The following is a 26,622-nucleotide window of genomic DNA, read 5'->3' as shown; positions in this document are numbered from 1 at the left end:
TTCCGGGTCTATGGCCGCTCCGAACAGGATGAGCAAGGCAAGCCTTGGCCCATCCTGCATATGCGGTTATAGCATGAACAGCCGTGACTCTCTCGCCGTCCAAATATTCAGCGCCTGTGTGCGGACTGCGGGATTCGCATGATTCCTGTACTCCCGCAGACGCTCTGACGGTTCCGGGCTCCAGCGCAGTGCGCTTCCCGCCGCTTCCAGCAACGACAGTCCGAGATACGGAGCCTCGTAAGACGGTTCTGCCCGCAGAACATCCACAATCTCAAGCAATGTCTCCGGTATCCAGAATCCGGCGCTGTTCTCCAGGCTGGCGGCAAGCCCGCGGTACAACTCGCTCAAGAGCTGAGGCTGACGGGTCACCTCCTGCGCGATCCGCTTCACATACCCGGACGCCTCCTCTGCGTGACTCCAATCGATCACTGCGATATATAAGGTCAAGACAAGCTCATATAAAGTCTCATCGGCGGCCAGCGTGCCGGCCAGCTCCAGGTACAACGGGGTAATCTGTATGCTTGTACTCTTAGGCAGACCGGTCAACTGCTTGATGAGTACCTGCAGGCGCTGCCGGTGCGGCAGGTCTCTATCCGCCGCTGCATTCCATTCCTGCGTCACGGGCGTTGCCGCCAGCTCCCGGCAGATATCGGCTACAACCGCGTTCACTTTGCCGTCCCGGGCGGCTTCAATCAATGTCATCATCGCGAACTCCCAGCTGGAGCTGTCCTTCAGACCCGCAACCGCCTGAGCCGCAGCCGCCGCAACGGTGTCTTCATAACCGCTTGTCCACCACTTCATGGAAATATAAGCCTGGCTGATGACGGATACATCCGGGTGAGCGGCAATGGCTATGATTAAGTCCAGATAGCGCGGTCTGTAAGCAAGCGGAAGCCCAGCAGGCTGCTGGGACAACAAGCTTACTGCGATATCACGCTCTGGAGAAGCAGCGATGGTACGCAGCACCTCCCAGCTCCGTTCATCATCCAGCAGCCCTCTGGCAGCATGCCCTATAGCAATCACCACATCCTTATGCACAGCAGGCTTCGCGAATTCATTCAACAGCAGCGGAAGACTGTCCTCACTTCTATACGCACCAAGCAGGCGGATGGATTCCTTGCGGACGGTGATCTTCAGCTTCTCCCTGCTCAGCAGAGCCTTCAGTGCCTGAGACAGCCGCTGCGGACTGACCCGGCGGATACACCTTGGGATGGAGTACATCGCTACACGGGCCCGGTCGCTATCCAGATGCTCCAGCAGCACCGGCAGGGATTTCTCCGGCTCCTCCAGCAGGGACAAGGCATGAAGCGCTGCCTCCACTACCGCCACCTCTTTGTCCTGTACCAGTTCATACAGCCGCTCCGGGTTCCCATCCGGCATACTGGCCATGATTCTAATCGCTCTCGAGCGCTCAAACAAGCTGTACTTGGAACCCGTTGCGACTGTGCTTAACAGAGCACCGTACGCCTCCTGCTGGCGCGGCAGCCAGCGGTAGAATCCGTCCGCAGCCGGAACGGGATAGACCGTTTTGCCCGAGAGGAACTTGCCCTTGATCGCAGCGCCCGAAATATAAGGGTCCAGCCATTCCTGGCGCTTCAGATGCAGATGCAAGAACACCTCGTGGATGGTGATATACGTTGGATCTGCATCCAGCAGCTCCTTCACCCGTTCATCGCGCGTCTGCAGCGGCTCCAGCCAGAGACGGGTTGCCCGGATAGCGGTTCCCTCGGTTTTGGCCCGGGTGGCTTCCCGTAAAAGCTGCTGTAGCTTGAAGATCCCGTACCCCCTTTTACCAAAAGAAGTTGCCAGGCTCAGCACCAGGTTGTAATCCTCCCGCTTGCCCGCCTGCGCAGCGTAGGAATAGATGCCGTCAAAGATGATCTCTTCCACGCCCCGCGGCATGTTCTTCGCAAGGGACGGCAGGGAGAGCTGCCCGTCCTGCTTCGCCAGCTTCTGGAGCGTGTTCAGCGCGAACTTGAACAGCTCCCCGCCCGTCTCCGCCGCCTGATGGCGCAGAATCGAGAAGGCCAATTGCTGCACAGAGTACCTCGTACCATAGGAGGTGTCTCTGGCATCAATCACACTGTCTACCAGCACAGTAAGCGCAGGGACATGGGCAGCCTCGTACACAGACGCCGGACTCTCCGACAGCTCCTTGAACACCGCCGCCCGGACAGGGTCCTGATCATTACGGATGCGGCCTAAGGTCAGTAGTGTAGCATCCATTCCCTGCCTTGCCAGAACGGTGCTGCGGACCAGCTGCATCAGCGCCGTAGCGCGTTCATCTGCATTCGATACCCGGGTGGCCTGCTCCAGCTGCTCTCTGACCTGAAGAATCGGGCGGGCGGCTGTGATGCGCAGGGTGTTCTCCCGGCTCTCCCTGATCTCACGCAGGCCCAGCATCCGGGCAGCCTCCCGGTCACGCAGCGCATGCGGCAATACATACAGCAGCCCCTCCGGATAAACCCGCTCCCGGCGCTTCTCCTCCTCATACGCAGCATCGAAAATCTCCTGGCGCTTAGAAGGCGCAAGATGCTCCAGAAGCCGCGCCACATGGTAGGGCTCGTCCGCCAGCAGCTTGGCAAGCTGCGACAATTGATCCATGGAGAGGAGCTTCGCCCGCTTGAGCACAGCTTCAGGCACACCATAAGTCATAAGCTCACCACGCGTCTGCGTCCGGATCAGCAGCTCATACACCGCGCCTGGTCTCAGGCGCATCAGTGTGCCAAGATTCGCCTTAAGCGGAGGCGGCAGCATGTCTGCCGGCCCATGGTTCACCGCATAAGCCAGCACCAGGTCAGGCTTGTGACTACTCAGATGCTCCATCGCGGAGGAGAACTGCGACCAGACCAGCCCCTTAGCCCTTAGCGGGGCCGCTTCCAGCTCGCTGGTGAAATACTCCGCGACCACCTCCAGATGGCGGCTGGACAGCTTTTTCCAATCCTTAATGGCGTACCCCAGCTCAGCCAGCCGCGCGCAGACGGTAGCCGCAGAGCAAGCCTGCAGCACAATCGCTGCCTCCTCCGGGCCCCACCGGGCCTGTACCACTGGCAATAGCCGCTCCGCCAGCTCCTGGCGGTTCATCAGGGCTACCGTGCGCAGTAGCTTGCGGCGGCAATCCTGTGACAGCTGCGGAAGCTCGTGTTCAATCTCTTCGGCTGAAGCGGCCTTGGGCAGCAGGCCCGCAGCCATTTTCCTGATACCCGCCATAGGATGATATAGCGCAGATCGGATCACAGAACCATCCAGCGTAGCGATCGCCCCCATCAGGGCCAGCCGCGCTTCATAAACCCCGCCCCCAAGTAAGGAGGTAAGTAGCTGTGAGTATTCCGGGGACCCCAGGTGATCACGGCCTAGTCGTGTGATTGTTTTGATTCTATCAGAATACCCCAGGGCATCCAGCTCCCCCAGTAAGCGCTCTTTATTCAATGGGTCTCGTCTCCCAGTCATAAGTCCTCCTCTTGAATCTGTTCTGAGTTCTTCCTTATTTTACAAAAAGTAAGCTTTCACCCGCAACAAGTGGAAACGGCTTTGCCGTCCTTTTGAAGGACGGTAACGTTTCAGCGAGAAATATGAGGATAAGTTATTGAATGAAACATATAAATTCTAATATTTCAAACAAAAGGGTAACCCCGAATCCGGTGCTTCCACCATCTTCAAGATTACCCTCTATACTGCTCAATCTATCAGCCTATTCTTTGTCTTGCTTGGCTTGAACGAACACATACGTGTTCTCATCCGACAAGGCCGCTTCATACCGGAAGTCAAATCCGCTGAAGCCCTGAATCTCCTCGACGCTGGTAATCTGCTGCTCCGCCATGAACCGGACCATCTCGCCCCGGGCCATCTTAACCAGTGTCGCCCGCTCCACCACCTTGCCGCCGATGTTCTGCCCGAATACACAGCTTACCATCCGGACATCACTGCTGAGGTAGGGAGAGACGCACCTGCTGTATTCCTTGGAGGCCAGATTCACAATCGTGTCAGTCTCTGCGAACAGCTGGTCCGCTAATCTTCTGTTCCAGAACTCATAGAGGGTACTGAAGCCCCGCCCACCCAGCTTGGCCTGCATCTCCAGCCTGTAAGGGACCACCCCGTCGAACGGCTGGACGATCCCATAGAATCCTGATAGTATCCGCAAATGCTGCTGCAGATAGTCCAGCTCCTCCGTCTGAAAAATCCCCGGCGCCATGTACTGGTACTGGATGCCCTCATAGGCGAAGATCGCCGGGGTCAGATTCCGGGTCAGGTCCATCTCTTCAATCCGCTGCATATTCAGCGCAGCAATAGCGTCATTGCATTTCCACAGCGCCTTGGCTTCTGCGTAACTCAACTTACGAAGCAGGGCCAGGAGCGTCTGTGACTCGTTTAAGAACTGCGGAGCCTGGCGGGATTCCAGAAAATCCGTGTCCGTTTTCATCTTTTTGGCAGGTGAAATGATGATTCTCATGATACGCTCTTTTCTACCCCTACGGGAAAATAAATGTACCTCTATACTATCATATTATCCCCGCGCCGGCCCCCGGCCAAGCTATTCAGCAGCAAGCGGTACGAAGACAGAGGCGCAGTTCGCCTGGCGGAACCGGGCAATCACATGCCTGCTCCAGTCACGCGTATACTCAGGGTGGGCGCTCAGGTACAGCTCCTCCAGATGATTGAATGCGGCATCATACGGGATGCCCGGATGATCACCGTTCACCTCAAGCTGGGTAATATGCAGATAGATGCCCCCGGGCACCGTCATCTTCTCCACACTGTCAGGAAGGCCATCGAAGCTGCTGACCCTTGTGCCGAAGCAGGAATTCACCCTCCCCTCCTCCCCGCTGTTCACCGGGAACCCGTAATAGTCATGCAGATAATAACGGGCTGCCCCGGTGGCGAATACCTGATCCTGCACGCCGAAATATTTGGTGATCACAAACTCCTCATCCTCCGGCAGCGTCATGCTGCAGGCAATCTTCATCTCCGGCAGCGTTACCGGCTTGAAGCGCAGGGAGCCGAACTGTTCAGCCGTATTCCCTGGCAGAATCACCGGCTCGTATTTGGTAAGAATCTCACCGGACTGGTCATATGTATTGAAGCTGAGGCCGGCGGGATTATAGACATAGCTTGTATCGTTGCGGAATTCACCCACGAAATATTCATCGGCGTGCATCCGTTCCTCGTAGCCGGTCCGCCCGGCGCTCTTCGATTCATTGATCAGAACCTTGGCATACCGGCAAGCGGGTACGGTCAGCGTCTCCGTATACTCCGGCAAATGCGCTGGCAGCCCCTCGAAGCTGCTTACCTCCATGCCCACAATCACTTTGTAGTTGCCATCCCCCTGAACCCCGGTGCGTACTGTGACGATCTCCCGGCCCTTAATCTGGTGCTCTATCAGACTGGAGAGCAGTGCAATCTCTCCTTCTGCCGCCAGCTTTTTCGTATAAAAATAATCATTAATCGTACCGCCCGCCTGCCCGGAATCATAATACCCGCCATAACCCCGGCTCTCATACGATATCGGCAGCGCAATCCCCACAACCTTCATTTCCGGCCTGTCCACAATGCTGCACAGCTCCGTAACCTGCTCTACATGAACCTCACTTAACATCTCCATCTGCTTCAGCTCCTCCACCATTCTCAGGATTACCGGCTTCACACGGGGACTATAGCCTTCAGCTGCTTGCTGCGGCAGTGCTTGCTTGCTCAGATTCATAGGTCAGCTCCTCTCCTGGTTAAGCTCAAGTATAGTAGCTCACGGTTCGTAAATATTATCACTTCTTAACATCTTTCAGCTTCATCCACACGCTCATCGTTATGGCATCCGGGCGGCCCGGGGCTACTGTCTCATAGGTGGTAAAAGGAAACGTCCCCTCCCTGCTACACCCGCTCTCCTCTACCCAGCTCTCCAAAAGCGCGATAAACATTCCCCGGTCTCCATAGCTGCTGCTCTCAAGCACCGCATACCTGCCTTCGGGAGCCTGCAGAATCTGAAGGCCGCTATCTCCGGCGAGCGCTATCGCTTGCCCCCGCTCCAGCCGGACTCCGCAGGTACAGCGCCCGCCGTGCTGGATGACGCAGAACATGCTGGCCGTTCTTAGCACTTCAGGATGATGCCTTGAGCAATAGTTCATCACGGCTGCCGCTGCCTCCTCTTCCGCCTGCTCCCCTTCCCTGGACGCAGCCAGAAATTCAAGACCTTCACTGAAGCTCACACTGATCTTGTCATAATCCGTCCGCTTCCTCACCGGCACATACAGAATAAGCCTCTTCACCTCGCTGCCCTTGCGGATATACTCTTCCCCGTAGCGCTCCTCATCCTGCTCGAACATGCTGGTCCTCAGCCACTTCAGATACAGATAGTCCCAGGCCAGTCCGATCTCAGCCTCATCGCTTCGGACCGCCAGCTTGGCACAGGTTAAGCTGCGTTCCGGGACAACCGCAAGCTCCCGGAAGATACTTCCGGTTAAGCTATGCATCAAGGCTGGGCCATACTCCACCGCAAGCTCATAACAGAACAAGCCGCCCTGCGGCTGCCCGTCTCGCCCGAAGAGTCTGCCCTGGTAGGCGGGGAGAAGAGCGTATAACGCTTCCAGCGCTTGCTGTTCAATGCCGCCGTGTCTGGTTGAATAGAATTTCATATGTATGGTTGCAGGAAGGATCTCTGTGCTGACGGTTACCTGCCGGACGGCTTCACTGTCGAATCTGGGGAAGAAATAGCAGGCGGCACTTTTTTGATAGGCTAGCGGGGTTAAGCTTGTGGCTGATTTCACATACTTGCATAAGGCTTGCTGGGAGCTGTAGCCGCAGGCGTATGCAATCTCGGCAAGCGGACGCTGTGAGCTTCGGATCATCCCGAGCGCCACCGAGAGCCTGCGCTTGCGGATGTACTCTTTGACCGAGTGGCCGGTGTAGGTATAGAAGTCACGGTACAGCTGCATCAGCGAGGTGAATCCGGCCTGCGCAGCTTGTTCAAGCGGAATCTCCTCATGCAGATGCTCCTCGATGAAGGCGATAGATTGTCTGAAGCGGGCGGACCCTGGCATAGGCATTCCTCCGGGAAGTACAGCATGCATTTCCACATAAGCCGTAGCGGCTACGATTGCAAAAAAAGTCCCGCCTTGGTACGCATTATGAAGAGGCGTGGCGGGATCGGTTACCATAATCATACATACTTAACTCTAAAGGTTCAACGGATCTTAGATATTCGATTCCCCAATCACCCGAATCACCGTATCAAAAGCTTCCAGCTCCACAACCTGCGGACCGCAGTCCGTCTCGATGGTGGTCTGCTGCGGCTGTGCGCTATTGTTAATGACAACCAGGCGCTTGCTCTGCGGATAATACGCACACTCGGTGTAGAGATTATCCGGGAGGTAGCGGGTCTCCTCCAGCTCATTGCCGGCATAGCGGATCAGATTCAGCAGCAGGCGGGTATTCTCCCAGCTGAAGGCCAAGGACGGCAGGTAGATGCCCTTCCCTCTCCCGAAGCTATTCACAGTCAGGGCCAGCTTGCCCTCTACCTCACGGACCACCGCAGCAGCCCCATCGGTCAGATAGACCCCGTTCTTCGGCGTGAGGCTGACGCCATCCGGCACCAGTCCCTGCACCGGCTGAACTTCATAAGCCCATTTGCCATGCGCCACCCGTGCGCCGGTATCCTCATCCACCCCGAGAACATGCGCCATCCGGAAGTAATGATCGTAGCCGTCCACGGCGGAAGGCTGATTCACCCCGATCAATGCGCCGCCCTTATACACCCACTCTGTCAAGGCGTCCACCGCCTGGCTGTCCTTCCAGTGCACCCCGCCGCTCCACGCTGAACCGGCGCTGCCTGCATTGATCACCACATCCACATCCTGCAAGGCACCCTGTCGGACATCCCCGAAGTCGATAAACCGCACCTCTACCGGTAAGCCGGATAAGGCCTCATTAATATGAATCAGATCATGCATATACGTCTCATGGAAGTGGCCGGAGAGGGTCCACGACCGCAGCTTGCCCCACGAGTGCAGAACAGCTACCTTAGTCTTGATGTGATACGGCTTCCCCTGCCTGTGCAGCTCCTTGATCTCCCTGAATTCATCCGCAATCTTCTCAATGTACGCACAGAAATCCGGGTAAGGCTCGACCAGATGCAGATAGCCGCCCAGGCCAATCCGGTCGATCGGCTCACGCAGGAGGGCACGCCGGATGTTAATCCAGTATTGCTTCGCATCGAGTGTGGGATTGCCTCCCTCCATGAAGGTAGGTGCGCCGCCCAGGCCAACCGGGAACAGATACGGATGCAGCCGGATCTCATGCGTCTCCACCTTCACCCCTGAGCAGAGTCTGGCTTCATAGCCCGAGAACACGCATTTGATCATCCCGTCGAAGCCGAACTCCCCGAAGCGGTCATTGTAGGGCTCTGCGCCCACCCAGCTGTCATCATAGAAGACATACGCCAGCTTGCCGTGCTTATGGACAATGTCAATTAACTGCTTGCCGAACCCGATGACGAAATCGTTGATAAAAGCCATATAATCGAGCTTACGCTGCTCCGCCGGAATATGACTGACACGGTATTTGCCGCCGTTCACGAAATCCTCTGCGCACAGCGAATAGCCGTATTGCTCCGCGAACAGATCCAGGCCCCGCGCGCTCACCGTGAAATCGTAGGACCCCCAGTCCGAGAACAGATGGCGGTTCTGCCCGCTGCTGCCCCAGATCCAGGCGAAATTGTAGAACAGGGAGGTGAAGCGGACCACGGTCGTCGCCTGATGCTCCCCGCACCAGTCCTCCATCCAGTCCAGCAGGTACTGCCGGGTCTCCTTATACATCGGATCAATCTGCATCAGATGCTCTTTATCCCAGTGATTCGTCGTGTGGTTGTACATGGAGATCTCTTCCCAGATCCGGTAGGCCATGAAGCTGACCGTATATTTATGCCAAGGCGTTATACCGGTTAGCACCACATTGCCGGACTCCCGGTCGTAATTCCACTGCTCCCCCGGCACCTCCTTCCCGGTTGTCCGGTCGTACACCTGCCAGTACTTGAACGCCTCACGCGAATCATTCACCCTGAATTGCTCTGCGAAGAAATCCTCCAGCAGGTAGATGGATAGGTAATCCTGCACAGCCACCTTCGGACTTGTAATCAGGAAGGTCTGCTGCAGCTTGTCCGGGTTCCTCGCCGCCCAGCCGTTATGGTCGCGGATGATGCACAGGGTCGAATAGATGCCGTAGCCGGCATTGATAATCTCTTCCGACAATTGCGTGCCGTCACTGTCACGAATGACATCGGCCCCCCAGCGTTCGGCAAGCTTCAAGGTCAGTGCTTCATAACCGGCTTCCCCCGGCAGGGTAAAAGCTCCTGTGGAGCCTGTAGATGGTGTCGGCAACAGAATTCCTCCTTATTTGAGCAGATCCGACAGGAACGCAAGCGCAAGGCCCTGGCCCCAGCCCTGAGTCCAGTCCTTGGGAATATGGCGGTACCCTTCACGGTCCTTCATGACGGCGGTGCCGCCCGATACGTTCAATACGCGTCCGTCTTCCGTGATGTTCTCCAGAATGCCCTTCAGGGCCTTCTGTACATATTTGGTATGCAGCGGATTGCCGTTATTCACCATGGCCGCCGCGATCCCGCAGGATGCCGACACCTCTTCATAGGACTCCTCATCGTCCAGCAGTGTGCGCCACAGGCCGTTCTCCGTCTGCAACAGCTTCAGCGCCGCCAGCTGATCCCGGAGCGAGCACTCCACATCCATACACTGCGGGTACAGGTACCACTCCTTAAGCAGCGGCTTCACCTGCGACATCGTATAGGCTCCCCAGGCATTCGCCCGGCCCCAGTACAGCCCGGACATATGGTCCTGCTTCACATGGTTATAGCCATGGAACCAGAGGCCGGTGCTTGGGTCCTGTAAGTATTTGATGTGCCAGTAATACTGGTTAAGCGCGTCCTGGATCAGCTCCTGATCCTCCAGCTTGCTGCCCACACGCAGCAGGAAGAACGCCGCCATGAACAGCGTATCCGCCCAGGCTTGCTCCGGGAAGTCATTGGATGCCGAGACCGTATGCTGCAGCACCTGATCCCCGAACCGCAGCGCGCTCCCCCGGATATAGCCGATTTTACTCAACACAATATCCCAGTACTTCTGCTCCCCGGTCTCTTCGTACAACGTGATCAGCATATGGCCCATTGCACAGGTGTTGACCGTAAAGGCGGGCAGCCCCAGCTCAATATATTCATCTACCCACTTCACCAGCTGGTCCAGGTACTCCTGGTTCCCCGTGGTCTGGTAGGCTCTGGACACCCCGTAATAGGCAACGCCGCAAGGCCACTCCCACGTTAAATCCATCGCCAGTGTCTTCCTGGCAACCTTATCGATTACGCTTAAGATTTCTTCCCGGTTATATGTAACTTGAAGCATGTGCATTCCCCTCTCCTGTTCCTTGCGTCTCTTGAAGGCAGCTACCATCCGTCCATCCGCTTGCAAGCGCTTTACAGAATCTATTGTAAGCAGTAAAATGTTCTACATCTAAGCACATTCACATCAAAACTGCGCAATTTCGACCCTTTATTCTTCATTCCTATTCTAACGTAAGAAGGACAGGAGCTACTGAAGATGCCCAGAAAAAAGAAACCCGTCATTGAGTACCGCCACTATAGCCTGCCGATCCAATTCCCTGTCCTGCTGCTCAGCGGCGAACGCTGGAAGATCTCCGATATCAAGAGTGAGCACCTGCATTTCCATAACCATCTGGAGATCGGGATCTGCTATTCGGATAGCGGAATTATGGAGATTAAGGGCGAGAACGTGCCTTTTGCCGCCGGGGATGTGACCTTCCTGCCGCGGTATCTGCCCCACACGACGTACAGCTCTCCGGGAGAGGCCAGTCTGTGGTCCTATCTGTTTTTCTCGCCGGAAGATCTGTTTCAGCATTCCTTCAAGAGCGCCTACGCCGGCTTCGAGCCGAATCTCTGGGCGGTGCAGGGCGCGAACTGTATTCTGAGCAGGGACAAGCACCCCCTCATCTATACGCTGGCTACCTCCATCGTCCTCGAATTGCAGCAGCAGAAGCCTTATTATCAGGAGAGTGCGTACGGCTTATTGCTATCCCTGTACATTGAGCTGCTCCGCATTCATTCTACGAACGAAGCCTTGAGCGGCCAGGAGGCCGGGCATAGCCTGAAGGGCGATTTCGTGATCTCTCCTGCGCTGGAGTACATCACCAGGAACTATATGACGCCGATGACCATTGATGATCTGGCCGAGCTGTGCCACTTAAGCACCACCCACTTCCGCCGCAAATTCCATGACATCATGGGCACCGCCCCGCTGGATTTCCTGAGCAGCACCCGGATTGAGGAAGCCTGTAAGCAGCTGAAGAGCACCGAGGATTCCATTCTGGAGATCTCGGAGAAGGTCGGCTTCCACTCCATCTCCAGCTTCAACCGCTGCTTCTCCAAGCTGATGGGCCTCTCGCCCAAGGAATGGCGCAAGGGTGCACAGTCGGAGGCGCAATCGGCGAAGGCGAGTATTCTGGAGTTCACGGGGTGGGTATGAGCGCTACTCTTCTAATACTCTCTTGGGTCCAGGGAGGAGCCAGGGGATGCTTCATGATCTCATCGCAGGTCAGCCAGTGGACGGCTTCCACTTCATCCGGACTCCGGTTAGTTGCCGTACCACTCTCATATTCACATAGGAACACCATATTGATGACATGACGCCCATCCTCAGTTACGAAGGAGGAGCTATACACAAAAGTAACCGCATCCTTGATCACGATGCCAACCTCCTCCTCGCACTCACGCTTCACCGTCCGTTCGAGGATTTCAAGCGTGTTGCCCTCAATATCCACTTTTCCCCCTACAAGAGCCAGAGTCCCTCCTGCATGCTCTTCTTGGGTACTTCGTGTAATCACAAGCCACTTATCTTCCTTACAGATAGCTGCTTCTACGTTAACAATAAACACACTGACATGCCCCTCTCCTGAAGATTCTGTTATAGCCAATTATAGCAAATACCAGACCTCTTCTAGCAAACACCAAGCTTCCAATCGTCCGGGTGATCAGCAAGTGGACAAACGTATCTTAATTTATCGCTTTCTGAGGATTGTACGCAAACAGGTGGAAAAACAGCAACTAGTTCTATTGATTGTGCCAATTCAGCTGAATTGTGATCCATTAAGTGTCATTTATCCAACTACTGTCCCTTTAGGACTCATCCGCTCTGCAACAAGTGTATAAAATCCAACTGCTTACGCGCAGCACCCCGCCCCCTTCCAGCTCTAGATTTTCTATAATTAGGTACACGCCAAATGTCAAAATTCAATCGTAAAAAAGCGAATTCAGCTCAATGCCTGAATCCGCTTTTTTGGGTTTGTATAATTTAGTTTAGACCATTAATCAATCAGCTTCGACTTCTGGAGCAGACGCTGGATCAGCACCGCCACTTCAGCGCGGGTGACGTTAGCCTGTGCCTCCAGCTTATTGCCGCCGCGGCCGGTGATTAAGCCAGCGGAGGCTGCCAGCGCCAGGCTGTCCTTCGCCCAGGCTCCCGTGCGGCTTGCATCCGTAAAGGCTGCAAGCACGCCTGCGGTGTCCACTGCGCCGGTCTGTTCTGCGAGACCGGTCAGCTTCATCGCCTTGGCAATAATGTTCATGGCCTGCTCGCGTGTGATCCGGTCTCCAGGACGGAAGGTTCCGTCCTCGAAGCCGTTGATCAGACCCGCTTCGGAGGCTGCCCCGACTGCTGCTGCATACCAGCTACTCGCCGGAACATCTGCGAACTTCGCAGCTCCCTCTCCAAGCTTTAGGCCCAGACCGCGTACGATAATCGCTGCGAACTCTGCACGGGTGATGTCAGCGTTCGGGTTGAACGTTGATTCGTTCACCCCGTTAATGACCAGACGGGAGCCCATGTCATTCACTGCATTCTTCGCCCAATGCTTCTCCACATCCGCGAACGTCAGCGGATGCCAGACCACCGAATAGGTGCTGTTCGTCAGACTGTTGATCTCTGCATAATACTTACCTTCCTTCAGGATGATTCGGGTGGGTACATGACGCACCGTTCCATCCGGATCAACAACGATACCTGTTGTAAGCCGGTTCGGGTTAACCCCCTGCGGAAGCGCCACTGTCCGCGATACATAAGCATTGAACCGGTTCAACTCTACTGTTGAGGTCCCGGAAGAAGCAGTAACCGTGAAATCCAGGGCTGGTGCTGCAAGGGTAAGGCCGTCTCTGCCTGCCGCAGCGCTAACCACCTGGTTCATGGCAGCCGAAGCATCACTAATGGTAATTCTCAGCGTAATGTCATCCAGCTTAGCTCCGTTACCTAATCTTGCGGCCAATGCGGCGATGTTAACCTCGGATGCAGGTAAGGTATAACTCCCCTTGCTGGTCTGAAGCACCAGGGTGGCCGCCATATTCTCCATATTCTTGATCATCTGGCCGCTCAATTCTCCGACAATCACATTCGAATCCAGCATCATCGGAATAGTTACTACAGCGCCGTTCCCCTCGGCATCCAGCTTCGCCTGCAATCTGGCCGGATCTACCGCGATGGTCGTTGTTCTAACGTTACCGGTGGTCGTGGTCGTTGCTTTACCCGCGTTCTCCTCCTTGCCGTTCACAAGGACAATCACATCGGTGACCGTACTGGACGGATTCCCGGAAGGAGTCCCGCTGTTCGTGTTACTTCCGGCAGTTGGGTTATTTCCGCTTCCCGGGCTGACCGGTTCGGGAGTCGGCGTTACCGGAGTCGTCACCGCAACTACTGCCATGACGCTGCCGTATTTCACCACTCTGCCTTCCTCATCTACCTCAGCAATCCCAAGCGTATCCCCATCGGCTGCCGGAACTAGCCCTTCAATGCCTACAAGGGTGTATCCGGTTAGAAGGTCTCCTACATTCGGTACAATGATGCTACCAGCACCAAAATTCTTATACAGCAGCTTATGCCCTTCAGCTGGTGCAGGCGTAACCTTGATTTGCGTATAGCCGTTACTCTCTGCACCACTCGGATCACTGGCACTCACAGCCAAGTCCCCGGCAGGGCTCAAGACATTCGTTGTAAAAGTCAGCGTAGTTGCCGGTCCCGCCGGAACCGATCCGCTGGCCGCCACACGAACCTTCACCGTATGCTCCCCGCTCAGGTTCGGCAGGTTGGTTCCGTCATATCGTACGAAGGGTCCCTCATCCACGGAGAATTCCATGCTGGTATTCAGGCCCATAATCGTATTGTTCAGATCATCCGCTACCACTTCTGGAGCTGCCGGGATCACGGCATCCGAGTCATGCACGGTCACCTGAGCAATAACCGAGGCAAAGTCAGTTGACGTAGCCTTCACCCGCACATAATACGTGCCCGGTATCAGACCAGTAACCGTAATGTCTGTAACTTCTGTCCAAGCCCCTGTGTTCCCCATCTGGTATTCCATCTGGACGGTCAGATTCTGCAGTGTTCCGTCATTGGCCCCGTTATAGGTCACATCCGTGACACTCACTCCAACCGGAGCAGCCTGACGCGCAGGAACACTCAACACTTGCGCATCACTATCGGTGGTGGTCACACCGTTACCTGTCTTCACGATATTCAGCACGCTGCCCAGCCAACTGCTGTCTATCGGCAGCGTTCCGTCCGTGGTGGCTGTTACAGCCGTACCATTTACGGTGTATACCCCTTCTGGAATCAGACCTGTCAATTGCTCAGCGTTAAAATCAATCACCGCCGCAGGCGTCACTTCCGCCTCAGATGCAAAGGAGGTCACTGTCACTTCCACCGCCGCAGAACTGAACGCCGTTGCTGTTGCCTTCTTGCGGACATCATAGATACCTGGCGCAAGTCCTGTGACGGTGGTGCCTGGAACATCTGTCCATGCGCCTGCTGTACCTTGTCTGTATTCCATGGCTGTTGTCACATTCGTGAGCGTGCCATCCTTCGCATGAATCGCCGTTTCGTCCGTTGAAGCTACACCCGCAGGCGCTGCCGGACGGGCAGGAATAGTCAAGGTCTGCGCCACACTATCTATGGTTGTCGATGCATTCCCCTTCTTCACTAGGCTCAGGGAGCTGCCCAGCCAAGAGCTATCCAGCGCCAGCTTGCCGTCTGCATCCGCTGTTACGGTCAACGTACCGTTCAGTGTATACGTGCCATTCGCCGCCAGACCGCTCAGCTGCTCAGCTTCATAGTCAATGACCGCTGCTGGTATGGCTTCCGGTATCGCTACATACGCTACCACATTCACGATGTGTGCTACCGAGGCAAAAGCCGTCAATGTCGCCTTGGTCTGGACGTAGTACGTACCCGGAGCAAGTCCCGTCACCGTTGTACCCGTCACATCCGTCCATGCTCCTGCGGCACCTTGCTTGTACTCCATGGCCGGAGTCGCATTCGTAAGCGTACCGTTCTTCGCGTTAATCGCCGTCTCATTCGTTGCTGTTACTCCGGCAGGCGCTGCCGGACGAACAGGGATGGTCAAGGTCTGCGCCGCACTGTTAATCGTCGTGGACGCATTTCCCTGCTTCACAAGGCTCAGAGAGGTTCCCAGCCAAGAGCTATCCAGTGCCAGCTTGCCCGCCGCATCCGCATATATTGATAACGTGCCATTCACCGTATAGAGACCATTCGCCAGCAGACCGCTTAGCTGCTCGGCTTCATAGTCAATCACCGCTGCCGGGATTGTCTCTACCATTGGCACATACGCATTCACCGTAACACTATACGCCTCCGAGGCAAAAGACGACGCCGTCAATTTCACACGGACCTCGTACGTACCCGGAGCCAGTCCCGTCACCGTTGTACCGGTCACAGCCGTCCATACTCCCCCGGTACTTGGCTTGTACTCCATCGCTGAAGTTACATTCGCAAGTGTACCGTTGTTCGCATCTATCGCCAGTTCATCCGTTACCGTCACACCTGTCGGTGTTGCCGGACGGGATGGAATGACCTGCACCTGCGCCGCACTGTCTACCGTTGTCGAAGCATTCCCCTGCTTCACAATACTCAGGGACTCTCCCAGCCAGCTCTGCTCCAGCACCAGGGTGCCATCCGCAGTCGCGGTTACCGCTGTACCATTCACGGTATAGGTGCCATTCGCCAGCAGACCACTCAGTTGCTCGGCTGCATAGTCAATCACCGCTGCCGGGATTGTCTCTACCATTGGCACATACGCATTCACCGTAACACTATACGCCTCCGAGGCAAAAGACGACGCCGTCAATTTCACACGGACCTCGTACGTACCCGGAGCCAGTCCCGTCACCGTTGTACCGGTCACAGCCGTCCATACTCCCCCGGTACTTGGCTTGTACTCCATCGCTGAAGTTACATTCGCAAGTGTACCGTTGTTCGCATCTATCGCCAGTTCATCCGTTACCGTCACACCTGTCGGTGTTGCCGGACGGGATGGAATGACCTGCACCTGCGCCGCACTGTCTACCGTTGTCGAAGCATTCCCCTGCTTCACAATACTCAGGGACTCTCCCAGCCAGCTCTGCTCCAGCACCAGGGTGCCATCCGCAGTCGCGGTTACCGCTGTACCATTCACGGTATAGGTGCCATTCGCCAGCAGACCACTCAGTTGCTCGGCTGCATAGTCAATCACCGCTGCCGGGGTAGTCTCTGCCGTTGGCACATACGTATTCACCGTTACACTATGCGTTTCCGATACAAACGACGACGCCGTCAATTTCACACGGACCTCGTACGTACCCGGAGCCAGTCCCGTCACCGTTGTACCGGTCACATCTGTCCACGTTCCTGCTATTCCTTGCTTATACTCCATCGCATTAGTCACATTAATCAATGTACCGTTGTTCGCATCTATCGCCATTTCATCCGTTGCCGTCACACCTATTGGTGTCGCTGGACGGGATGGAATGGTCAGCACCTGCGCCGCACTGTCTACCGTTGTCGAAGCATTCCCCTGCTTCACAATACTCAGGGACTCTCCCAGCCAGCTCTGCTCCAGCACCAGGGTGCCAGCCGCAGTCGCCGTTACCGCTGTACCGTTCACGGTATACGTGCCATTCGTAATCAGACCACTCAATTGCTCGGCTGCGTAGTCAATCACCGCTGCCGGGGTAGTCTCTGCCGCTGGCACATACGCATTCACCGTTACACTATGCGTTTCCGATACAAACGACGACGCCGTCAATTTCACACGGACCTCGTACGTACCCGGAGCCAGTCCCGTAACCGTTGTACCGGTCACATCCGTCCACGTTCCTGCTATTCCTTGCTTATATTCCATCGCATTAGTCACATTAATCAATGTACCGTTGTTCGCATCTATCGCCATTTCATCCGTTGCCGTCACACCTATTGGTGTCGCTGGACGGGATGGAATGGTCAGCACCTGCGCCGCACTGTCTACCGTTGTTGAAGCATTCCCCTGCTTCACAATACTCAGGGACTCTCCCAGCCAGCTCTGCTCCAGCACCAGGGTGCCAGCCGCAGTCGCCGTTACCGCTGTACCGTTCACGGTATACGTGCCATTCGCAATCAGACCACTCAATTGCTCGGCTGCGTAGTCAATCACCGCTGCCGGGGTAGTCTCTGCCGCTGGCACATACGTATTCACCGTTACACTATGCGTTTCCGATACAAACGACGACGCCGTCAATTTCACACGGACCTCGTACGTACCCGGAGCCAGTCCCGTAACCGTTGTACCGGTCACATCCGTCCACGTTCCTGCTATTCCTTGCTTATACTCCATCGCATTAGTCACATTAATCAATGTACCGTTGTTCGCATCTATCGCCATTTCATCCGTTGCCGTCACATCCGATGGTGTCGCCGGACGGGATGGAATGACCAGCACCTGCGCGGTACTGTCTACGGTTGTCGTAGCATTCCCCTGCTTCACAATACTCAGGGACTCTCCCAGCCAGCTCTGCTCCAGCACCAGGGTGCCAGCCGCAGTCGCCGTTACCGCTGTACCGTTCACGGTATACTTACCATTCGCCGTCAGACCGCTCAGTTGCTCGGCTGCGTAGTCGATCACTGCTGCCGGTGTCGGCTCCAGCGCTGGCTTGAACAGCGTTACGGTTGCCGTCTGCGGCGAACCGCTAACCGTGTATCCGCTTGGCGAATTCACAGCCACGGATACATCCCCCTCGCCGGTCACTGAAGTAAGTGCAAGGCTCCAAGCGGTCCCCGACCCGCTCAAGGTCCCTTTTACCGCAGAGCCTGTATCATCTGTAATCGTGATATCTTCTGCTGTTAATCCAGTGATCACAGCATCAAAGGTCAGGTCAATCTTCGTTGAAGTAGTGGTTCCCGGCACACCATCCGCTACAGCCGATTGCAGCACAACCGGAGTTAAGACCTCCCTGTTGAACAGCTTGCCGGTGATTCGGAAATGAGTAGCATCTGTATTATCTGTTGTGATGAAAACAATCTTGTCGCCGAAGGCCGGATATACAGCGAACTTCGCATAATATTCCACATTGAACATCCAAGTGTCTTCATTGTATCCCTGAAATACAGCCGGAGCGGAATCCACCGGCTGATCCGTTGTATACAGCAGGGTCCCGTCATTGTCATAGTAATTCAAGTAAGCATACTGGGTTCCCTCCCACTCTGTACCATAGTTATAGGCATCGTCAATGGCCTTATTCGACGCGGCATCCGTGCTTACTGTAACGAATCCCGGCAATGTGCCTTTCTTGTAGACAGCGGCAGATGTCTCGCCCAGCGAACCATTTACATTAAATCCGCCTTGGCTCACACCCGCATTGTCATATAAGGAGACACTCGTAATTCCGGTTTGCCAGCTAAATTGACTGAACATGAAATTCCCGTTGCCCAGTGTATGCAGATACAACTGCTTCTCATTCGTTCTCGCTCCAACATTAATGGTGGTTATGGAGGTTCCGCTGTTATTGAATAACTGCAGATAGATATTATCGTTCGGGGCCCCCGAATTGTAAGCCGCCATATACACGCCGTCACCAGCGGCGACGTAGGACATGCTCGCATTAGCAGCTACCAGCAGGGTTTCACTTGACACCGGTACGCCCGCAGCGGTAAATACGCGGGTAACCGTGCTTACATTATCATTTCGTTGCCAGGAAAAAGCGATATCGCCGTTAGACAGCTCCGCCGCAGATATAAAACGCGTCAGCTGCGGCTGACTGGCCGCACTGAAGGTATTCAGCCGGGTCTGGCCAGTCACCTTCTGGCCGGTCTTATCCAGCACCATGAAATAAGCATTGGGTGTGGCCTCGGTAACTGTGCCCAGCTGCAGGTTGTACTCGCTGGAGTCGCTTTTACTGTACATAATCAGCAGATTTCCGTTATTGAGAGCAAGCATACTCACAGACGTCATTTTGTAATAGGTGTCCATCAGGTTGCCCAGGTTAACGTCCGTTATAAGCGTTCCTGCGCTGTTAAAGACCCTTAAGAAGTTAGAGGAAGTGTATGTATTCCCCTGATAGACGAATGAATTCAGCAGAACCGCCGTACTTCCATCCTGTAGACCCTGCGCATCCGTCAGATTCTTGCCCGCCGCATAGGTAACCGGAGGCTCAATTACAAAATCGGCCGCTTCATTAAACGACTGCACCGCCGCATAGGCACGGAGTGACATCATAGGCAACAGCCCAATCACCAATACCACAGCCAGCCCGATCTTCCCCATTTTCTTAAACATCGCTTTCCTCCTTGTCGAATGACCATTTCCATAATATTGATAACGCTTCCGCAAAACTCTGAACATGCTGCACACGCTCTGCACATGCCCGGCATTAGCAAGCATTAGTTTTCCATACTGGTTTATCGACATTTTTCGCGTTAAAGTTAACTAATTCGACAAATTATTATATTCAATTTCGATATTTATGTATCTTTATTACTTGCATCCTTCATGACAGGGCACTTCCTACCTTTTTCACCCTTCTAGTAGGATGCATAACATTAAAAAGGGATTCAGCTCAAGCTGAATCCCTTTTTCTCTTTCCCTCTCCGTTTAGTCAATCAAATCTGACTTCTGCAGCAACCGCTGCATGAGAACAGCCACTTCTGCACGTGTGACATTAGCCTTGGCTTCCAGCTTATTACCGCTGCGGCCGCTAATCAGACCAGCCTTGGCAGCAAGTGCCAAACTATCTTTTGCCCAGCTGCCGGCAAGTCCTGCATCAGTAAAGGCTGCAAATACACCTGCTGTATCCACTGTGCTGGTCCGGTCTGCAAGACCGGTCAGCTTCATCGCCTTAGCGATGATCGTCATCGCCTGTTCGCGTGTAAGCTTGGCATCCGGACGGAAATTTCCGTCCTCGAAGCCGTTAATCAGACCATACTCCGAGGCCGCTTGTACCGCCCCTGCATACCAGGCACTCACTGGCACATCAGCAAAAGAAGTCGCTCCTTCACCGAGCCTCAGTCCCAGACCGCGTACAATAATTGCTGCGAACTCTGCCCGAGTGATATCCGCATTCGGGTTAAACGTCGTTTCGTTCACCCCGTTAATGACTAACCGCGAGCCCATATCATTCACTGCAGCCTTCGCCCAATGCTTCTCTACATCTGCGAAGGTCAACGGATGCCAGACTACCGAATACGAGCTATTCGTTAGACTGTTAATCTCAGCATAATATTTATTATTCTCCCGGATGATTTGGGTGGGTACATGACGCACCGTTCCATCTGGCTCTACAACGATACCTGTTGTAATCCGGTTCGGGTCAACGGCTCCAGGAATCTCCACCGTACGTTTCACATAAGCGTCAAACCGGTTGATTTCCACTGTGGAATTACCGTAGGTCCCAGTGACTGTGAAGTCTAGTGAAGGTGCAATCAGGTCAAAGCCGCCTTTGCTTGCTGCGACGGCTATCACTTGATTCATTGCTGCAGAAGACTCGCCGATCGTAATCTTCAGCTTGATATCTTCCAGCTTCACACTGGTGCCAAATTGCCGGGCCAACGCTCCGATATTAATCTCGGATGCTGGTAAAGTGTAAGAAGCCTTGCCGGTCTGGAGTACAAGCGTTGCCGCCACATTCTCCATATTCTTGATCATCTGACCGTTCAATTCGCCAACAAAAATGTTGGAGTCCAGCATTACTGGAATTGTAACCACTGCCCCAATGCCTTCCGCATCCAGCTTGGCCTGGAGCTTGAGCGGATCTACGGTAATGATCGTAGTTTTGGTGTTGCCCGAAGTAGTTGTCGTCGCTGTGCCCGCGTTCTCCTCCTTGCCGTTCACAAGGACAATTACGTTGGTGACCGTACTGGCTGGATTCCCGGAAGGAGTCCCGCTGTTCGTGTTACTTCCGGCAGTTGGGTTATTTCCGCTTCCCGGGCTGACCGGATCAGGAGTTGGTGTTACCGGAGTCGTCACCGCAACTACTGCCATGACGCTGCCGTATTTCACCACTCTGCCTTCCGCATCTACCTCAGCAATCCCAAGCGTATCCCCATCGGCTGCCGGAACTAGCCCTTCAATGCCTACAAGGGTGTATCCGGTTAGAAGGTCTCCTACATTCGGTACAATGATGCTACCAGCACCAAAATTCTTATACAGCAGCTTATGCCCTTCAGCCGGTGCAGGCGTAACCTTGATTTGCGTATAGCCGTTACTCTCTGCACCACTCGGATCATTGGCACTCACAGTCAAGTCCCCGGCAGGGATCAAGACATTCGTTGTAAAAGTCAGCGCCGTTGCCGGTCCTGCCGGAACTGATCCGCTGGCCGCCACCCGTACCTTCACAGTATGCTCGCCGCTCAGGTCCGGCAGGTTGGTTCCGTCATATCGTACGAAGGGTCCCTCATCCACGGAGAATTCCATGCTGGTATTCAGGCCCTTAATCGTATTGTTCAGATCATCCGCTACTACTTCTGGAGCCGCCGGGATCATGGCATCCGAGTCATGCACGGTCACCTGAGCAATAACCGAGGCAAAGTCCGTTGACGTAGCCTTCACCCGCACATAATACGTGCCCGGTATCAGACCAGTAACCGTAATGTCTGTAACTTCTGTCCAAGCCCCTGTGTTCCCCATCTGGTATTCCATCTGGACGGTCAGATTCTGCAGTGTTCCGTCATTGGCCCCGTTATAGGTCACATCCGTGACACTCACTCCAACCGGAGCAGCCTGACGCGCAGGAACACTCAACACTTGCGCATCACTATCGGTGGTGGTCACACCGTTACCTGTCTTCACGATATTCAGTACGCTGCCCAGCCAACTGCTGTCTATCGGCAGCGTTCCGTCCGTGGTGGCTATTACAGCCGTACCATTTACAGTGTATACCCCTTCTGGAATCAGACCCGTTAGTAACTCAGCAGCATAATCGATGATCGCATTAGGCATCACTTCCGCCGTTGCCGCAAATGACGTTATCGTCAACTCTGCCTCAGCTGAGGTGAAGGCCGTTACGGTCGCCTTTGTGCGGACAAAGTACATGTCTGGTGCAAGGCCTGTGACGGTTGTGCCCGTAACAGCTGTCCAAGAACCTGCCGTGCCGCGCTTATATTCCATCCCAGTATTCACATTGATGAGTGTGCCGTCCTTCGCATCAATCCCGGTTTCATCCATTGAAGCTACACTCGCAGGCGCTGCCGGACGGGACGGAATGATTAAGGTCTGCGCCGCGCTGTCGACGGTCGTTGTAGCATTCCCCTGCTTCACGACGCTCAACGTAATACCCAGCCAGCTGCTGTCCAGAGCCAGCCTCCCAGTCACATCCGCTGTTGCTGCCAGTGTGCCGTTAATGACATACTTACCGCCTGGAACTAGTCCGGTCAACTGCTCAGCTTCATAATTAATCTCTGCTGCCGGGGTGATTTCCTGCGCTGCCACGTACAGCTCGACAGCTACACTTTGCTCTTCCGAGGCAAAGTCCGTTGCAGTTGCCTTCACCCGTACGTAGTACGTGTCCGGAGCAAGGCCTGTCACGGCCGTGCCTGTAACGACACCCCAGGCACCTGCGGCACTCTTCTTGTATTCCATCGTGGAATCTACATTAACCAATGCTCCATCCTGAGCATTAATCGCGGTTTCATCCGTTGCCGTTACACCCGCAGGCGCTGCCGGACGGGACGGAACATTCAGCGTCTGCGCCACGCTGTCTGTAGTCGCCGAACCGTCACCCTTTTTCACGATGCTTAATGAAGCTCCCAGCCAGCTGCTAGCTATAGCCAGCTTACCGTTAACGTCAGCCGTTACAGGCTGACCGTTCACGGTATAAGCAGCGCCTGGCGTCAGGCCAGTCAGCTGCTCGGCAGTATAGTCGATCACCGCTGCCGGGGTAGTCTCTGCCGTTGGCACATATGCATTCACCGTCACACTATGTGCTACCGATACAAATGCTGCCGCTGTCGCTTTCGTGCGGACATAATAGGTATCCGGTTCAAGGGTTGTTACGCTTGTACCCGCAACATTCGACCAAGCACCTGCCGTTCCACGCTTATATTCCATCGCAGCAGTCACATTCGTCAGTGTTCCATCCTTCGCATCAATCGCGGTTTCATCCGTTGAAGCCACACCCGCAGGTGCTGCCGGACGAGACGGAACATTCAGCGTCTGCGCCACGCTGTCTGTAGTCGCCGAACCGTCACCCTTTTTCACGATGCTTAATGACGTTCCCAGCCAACCGCTATCTATAGCCAGCTTGCCGTTAACGTCCACCGTTACAGGCTGACCGTTCACGGTATACGCAGCGCCTGCCGTCAGGCCAGTCAGCTGCTCCGCAGTATAGTCGATCACCGCTCCAGGGGTAGTCTCTGCTGTTGGCACATATGCGTTCACCGTCACAGGCTGCGCTTCCGATACAAATGCTGCCGCTGTCGCTTTCGTGCGGACATAATAAGTATCCGGTTCAAGGGTTGTTACACTTGTACCCGCAACATTCGACCAAGCACCTGCCGTTCCACGCTTATATTCCATCGCAGCAGTCACATTCGTGAGTGTTCCATCCTTCGCATCAATCGCGGTTTCATCCGTTGAAGCTACACCCGCAGGCGCTGCCGGACGGGACGGAACATTCAGCGTCTGCGCCACGCTGTCTGTAGTCGCCGAACCGTCACCCTTTTTCACGATGCTTAATGACGTTCCCAGCCAACCGCTATCTATAGCCAGCTTGCCGTTAACGTCTACCGTTACAGGCTGACCATTCACGGTATAAGCAGCGCCTGGCGTCAGGCCAGTCAGCTGCTCCGCAGTATAGTCGATCACCGCTGCCGGGGTAGTCTCTGCTGTTGGCACATATGCGTTCACCGTTACAGGCTGCGCTTCCGATACGAATGCTGCCGCTGTCGCTTTCGTGCGGACATAATAGGTATCCGGTTCAAGGGTTGTTACGCTTGTACCCGCAACATTCGACCAAGCACCTGCCGTTCCACGCTTATATTCCATCCCAGTATTCACATTGATGAGTGTGCCGTCCTTCGCATCAATCGCGGTTTCATCCGTTGAAGCCACACCCGCAGGTGCTGCCGGACGAGACGGAACATTCAGCGTCTGCGCCACGCTGTCTGTAGTCGCCGAACCGTCACCCTTTTTCACGATGCTTAATGACGTTCCCAGCCAACCGCTATCTATAGCCAGCTTGCCGTTAACGTCTACCGTTACAGGCTGACCATTCACGGTATAAGCAGCGCCTGGCGTCAGGCCAGTCAGCTGCTCTGCAGTATAGTCGATCACCGCTCCAGGGGTAGTCTCCGGTGCCCCCCCCACTCCACTGTCCAGTACAATTCTTGTATTGTCGTTACCTACAATATAGAATTTATCATTCTGGAACCTAACCTGGTTTAATCCTTTTCCGCTGACTCCCAGCGCCTGCTCATCATATTGGGTCCAGGTAACCAGGTCTTTAGAAGAATAAACCACATGGGATTCCTGATCGTTGTACACTACACCCGCAGCAACATAATAACCGTTACCATAATCTATGGAACGCAGCTCCGTCCAGGCTGCGCCTGCATCAATCTCATGCTTCGTCCAGACAGAGGTGTCGCTTAACACACCGCTTGTCTCCAGCAGCTGCGGAGTTCCATCATTGCCATTCGTAGCTATAACGGCATATTTTCCATTCGCATAAGTGATATCATAGAAAGTGATGTAGCTGGAGGGCTCGTAATCCTTCAATGAGTCAAGTGAACTCCAGCTTGTTCCATTCGTAGAGGCCCAGATCCCTCCTGTACCAAAGGCCACATAACCCCCGTTCACAGCCTTCACATGGTTGAAAGAAGCGCCGTTTAAGGTAGTTACAACTGTCCATGAGACTCCATCAGCAGATTGGAGAACGTTATCGCCAGCCACGGCAACAAAACCGTTAGTGCCATAAGCTAATCCTTGTACAAGACCGGTAGCTCCGGCTGGAAGATCTGTAACCGTCCAATTCTCTCCATCTCCAGAGACACCCAGCTTTTTCCCCGCTGCAACGAAAACATTGTTTCCATAGGCAATTTCAGCGAATCCCAGCTTAGGCAGCAGGCGGTTAGACACACTCAACTGATCCCAGCCGCTTGAAGAGGACAGGAATATACTATCCTGAAGCTCCGAACCCGCGTTTGAGAGAACGTTTCCAACAACCTCCCACTTGTTTCCATTATAAGAACTTCCTTGTAAATTCCCGCCGAATCTGGCCCAGCGGGTCTGATCTGACGTCACGACAAGACTATGCGATGACTTGGTTATCAGAACCATTCCTGTGCCGTTTGAAGCAGCCGATATAATGGTATGATTCGTTACGGGCTCCGCCGCTGTCCAAGCCCCTCCACTATTGGCCGAGGTATACATTTTACCTTCCCTGCCATATCGGTAGAGTAATGATCCCGCCTGCACAACGCCAAGCATATAATCGTAAGAAGAGTCTGCCGCAAAGGTCATTCCATTGCTGCTTACATAACCGTTCTCCCAGTTTTTCGATACATAGAGCTTACCGTTGTACACAGCTAATGCATCCAGCCCAAACGTTCCGCCCAAGAATGCAGACGTCCAGCTTGACCCGTCACCCGAGTGGGCATAAGAGGCGAATATATTTCCCGTAATCACATATTTTCCATTGAAATTAATAATGTCCGTTATATAAAAAGTAGTACTGGTAGTCGATCCGTTTGGCCAGAGTGCCGGAACAGTACTCCACTGGCTCCAATTCTGTCCGTCTGCGGAAGAATAGATAACTCCAAGGTCTTGCGCCCGATTAGCAGCGGCCCACCTTCCGCCGACAGCATAAAATATCCCGTTAATGTAACGTACCTTTTGCAGGATATCAGCATTTACAGATGAGGATTTATCACTCCAGGTTCCGCCTCCATCCGTAGAGACAATAACCTTAGCCTTTGCAGTGGAGTTTGAATAATCAACACCTACCGCTACATAAGTACTTGAGGTAAATGCAATACTCCTCCATGAAATCTTGGCATTAGATGAAGGGGTACTGATCTTGCTCCAGCTCATTCCATCAGCCGATTGTACGATTCTCCCGCCCTCTCCTACTGCGGTATAAGTTCCGTTCTCATAGATTACACTGTTCAAGTTCGTATCCAGGTTGTCTGCCACGGCCGATGCAACAGTCAAAGTATCCGCCGAAGCCTGTGCTCCGGCAATACTCATATTCGGGAATATCAGTATAAATATAAGCATGAAAATCGAGATTTTTTTCCATAACAACGGTCTTTTCATACACATGCCCCCTTATGT

The 26,622-nt window shown here is 54.4% G+C and carries 10 protein-coding genes; 1 reads left to right on the top strand and 9 read right to left on the bottom strand.

The features are described from left to right. Positions 1 to 66 precede the first annotated feature (66 nt). The 6 genes from MKZ07_RS27585 to MKZ07_RS27560 all read right to left on the bottom strand — a co-directional run bounded on the left by MKZ07_RS27585 (position 67) and on the right by MKZ07_RS27560 (position 10,394). Positions 67 to 3,429: a HEAT repeat domain-containing protein gene (locus MKZ07_RS27585; RefSeq protein WP_341028767.1), complete on the bottom strand. Its 3,363-nt coding sequence runs from the start codon at positions 3,427 to 3,429 to the stop codon at positions 67 to 69. A 262-nt stretch (positions 3,430 to 3,691) separates the two neighbouring features. Continuing rightward, positions 3,692 to 4,450, bottom strand: a complete 759-nt coding sequence (gene yaaA / locus MKZ07_RS27580; RefSeq protein WP_036694647.1) for a peroxide stress protein YaaA — start codon at positions 4,448 to 4,450, stop codon at positions 3,692 to 3,694. Between the two features lie 81 nt (positions 4,451 to 4,531). Further along, a complete protein-coding gene (locus tag MKZ07_RS27575) occupies positions 4,532 to 5,698 on the bottom strand; it encodes a GyrI-like domain-containing protein (protein ID WP_341028766.1) in 1,167 nt (388 codons plus the stop codon). 58 nt (positions 5,699 to 5,756) lie between these two features. Beyond that, positions 5,757 to 7,151 (bottom strand): AraC family transcriptional regulator, encoded by a 1,395-nt coding sequence (locus MKZ07_RS27570; protein WP_341028765.1) that lies wholly within the window; start codon positions 7,149 to 7,151, stop codon positions 5,757 to 5,759. 30 nt (positions 7,152 to 7,181) lie between these two features. Further along, positions 7,182 to 9,362: a 1,3-beta-galactosyl-N-acetylhexosamine phosphorylase gene (gene gnpA / locus MKZ07_RS27565; protein WP_341028763.1), complete on the bottom strand. Its 2,181-nt coding sequence runs from the start codon at positions 9,360 to 9,362 to the stop codon at positions 7,182 to 7,184. A 12-nt stretch (positions 9,363 to 9,374) separates the two neighbouring features. After that, positions 9,375 to 10,394, bottom strand: coding sequence for a glycoside hydrolase family 88/105 protein (locus MKZ07_RS27560; RefSeq protein ID WP_341028760.1), 1,020 nt, complete (start codon positions 10,392 to 10,394; stop codon positions 9,375 to 9,377). A gap of 195 nt (positions 10,395 to 10,589) precedes the next feature. Between MKZ07_RS27560 and MKZ07_RS27555 the strand changes: the two genes are divergently transcribed. After that, entirely contained in the window at positions 10,590 to 11,531 is a 942-nt protein-coding gene (locus tag MKZ07_RS27555; protein ID WP_076161548.1) for an AraC family transcriptional regulator, read from the top strand. Here MKZ07_RS27555 and MKZ07_RS27550 read toward each other — a convergent pair. The 3 genes from MKZ07_RS27550 to MKZ07_RS27540 form a co-directional block, all read right to left on the bottom strand. Beyond that, positions 11,515 to 11,940, bottom strand: a complete 426-nt coding sequence (locus tag MKZ07_RS27550) for an NUDIX domain-containing protein (RefSeq protein WP_036694654.1) — start codon at positions 11,938 to 11,940, stop codon at positions 11,515 to 11,517. The genes MKZ07_RS27555 and MKZ07_RS27550 overlap by 17 nt on opposite strands. A 429-nt stretch (positions 11,941 to 12,369) precedes the next feature. Next, the gene (locus tag MKZ07_RS27545) at positions 12,370 to 19,632 is read right to left on the bottom strand and encodes an S-layer homology domain-containing protein (RefSeq protein WP_341028756.1); all 7,263 of its coding nucleotides are present in this window, start codon (positions 19,630 to 19,632) and stop codon (positions 12,370 to 12,372) included. A gap of 315 nt (positions 19,633 to 19,947) precedes the next feature. After that, on the bottom strand, positions 19,948 to 26,604 hold the full coding sequence (locus MKZ07_RS27540; protein WP_341028753.1) for an S-layer homology domain-containing protein: 6,657 nt from the start codon (positions 26,602 to 26,604) through the stop codon (positions 19,948 to 19,950). Positions 26,605 to 26,622 lie beyond the last annotated feature (18 nt).

The organism is Paenibacillus sp. FSL P4-0338, from assembly GCF_038002365.1.
Taxonomy (GTDB): domain Bacteria; phylum Bacillota; class Bacilli; order Paenibacillales; family Paenibacillaceae; genus Paenibacillus_AQ.
This window is presented reverse-complemented; position numbering and strand designations above follow the sequence as displayed.

What these genes read in the sequence shown, in the direction of transcription:
- MKZ07_RS27545 (WP_341028756.1), bottom strand. Translation starts at nt 19,632, where the DNA reads ATGTTTAAGAAAATGGGGAAGATCGGGCTGGCTGTGGTATTGGTGATT.
- MKZ07_RS27555 (WP_076161548.1), top strand. Translation starts at nt 10,590, where the DNA reads ATGCCCAGAAAAAAGAAACCCGTCATTGAGTACCGCCACTATAGCCTG.
- MKZ07_RS27575 (WP_341028766.1), bottom strand. Translation starts at nt 5,698, where the DNA reads ATGAATCTGAGCAAGCAAGCACTGCCGCAGCAAGCAGCTGAAGGCTAT.
- MKZ07_RS27560 (WP_341028760.1), bottom strand. Translation starts at nt 10,394, where the DNA reads ATGCTTCAAGTTACATATAACCGGGAAGAAATCTTAAGCGTAATCGAT.
- MKZ07_RS27570 (WP_341028765.1), bottom strand. Translation starts at nt 7,151, where the DNA reads ATGATTATGGTAACCGATCCCGCCACGCCTCTTCATAATGCGTACCAA.
- yaaA (WP_036694647.1), bottom strand. Translation starts at nt 4,450, where the DNA reads ATGAGAATCATCATTTCACCTGCCAAAAAGATGAAAACGGACACGGAT.
- MKZ07_RS27540 (WP_341028753.1), bottom strand. Translation starts at nt 26,604, where the DNA reads ATGAAAAGACCGTTGTTATGGAAAAAAATCTCGATTTTCATGCTTATA.